This window comes from Micromonospora globosa (genome assembly GCF_000717585.1).
GTDB lineage: Bacteria > Actinomycetota > Actinomycetes > Mycobacteriales > Micromonosporaceae > Micromonospora > Micromonospora aurantiaca.
This window is the reverse complement of sequence record NZ_JNZR01000115.1, coordinates 1-205: the sequence shown is the minus strand read 5'-3', so window position 1 is coordinate 205 and position 205 is coordinate 1. Positions and strand designations below refer to the sequence as shown.

Annotated in this window: 1 protein-coding gene; it reads right to left on the bottom strand. The window is 71.2% G+C overall.

The window, feature by feature from the left end:
• The coding region (locus tag IF06_RS32750; protein ID WP_036312225.1) for a serine dehydratase beta chain at positions 1-205 on the bottom strand (205 nt) is incomplete at both ends.

Sequence of the window (205 nt, the reverse complement as noted above, 5' to 3'; positions counted from 1 at the left end):
ACCCTCCAGCCCCAGCAGCACCGCCCGGTCACTGCCGTGCCCGTGGCCGGTCGCGCCGAGCGAGCCGAACAGCTCCGCCCGTACCCGCGCCACATCGGCTAGCTGACCGTCGGCCTTCAGACCCGCCACGAACGTACGGGCGGCCCGCATCGGCCCGACGGTGTGCGAGCTGGACGGCCCGATACCGACGCTGAAAAGATCGAAA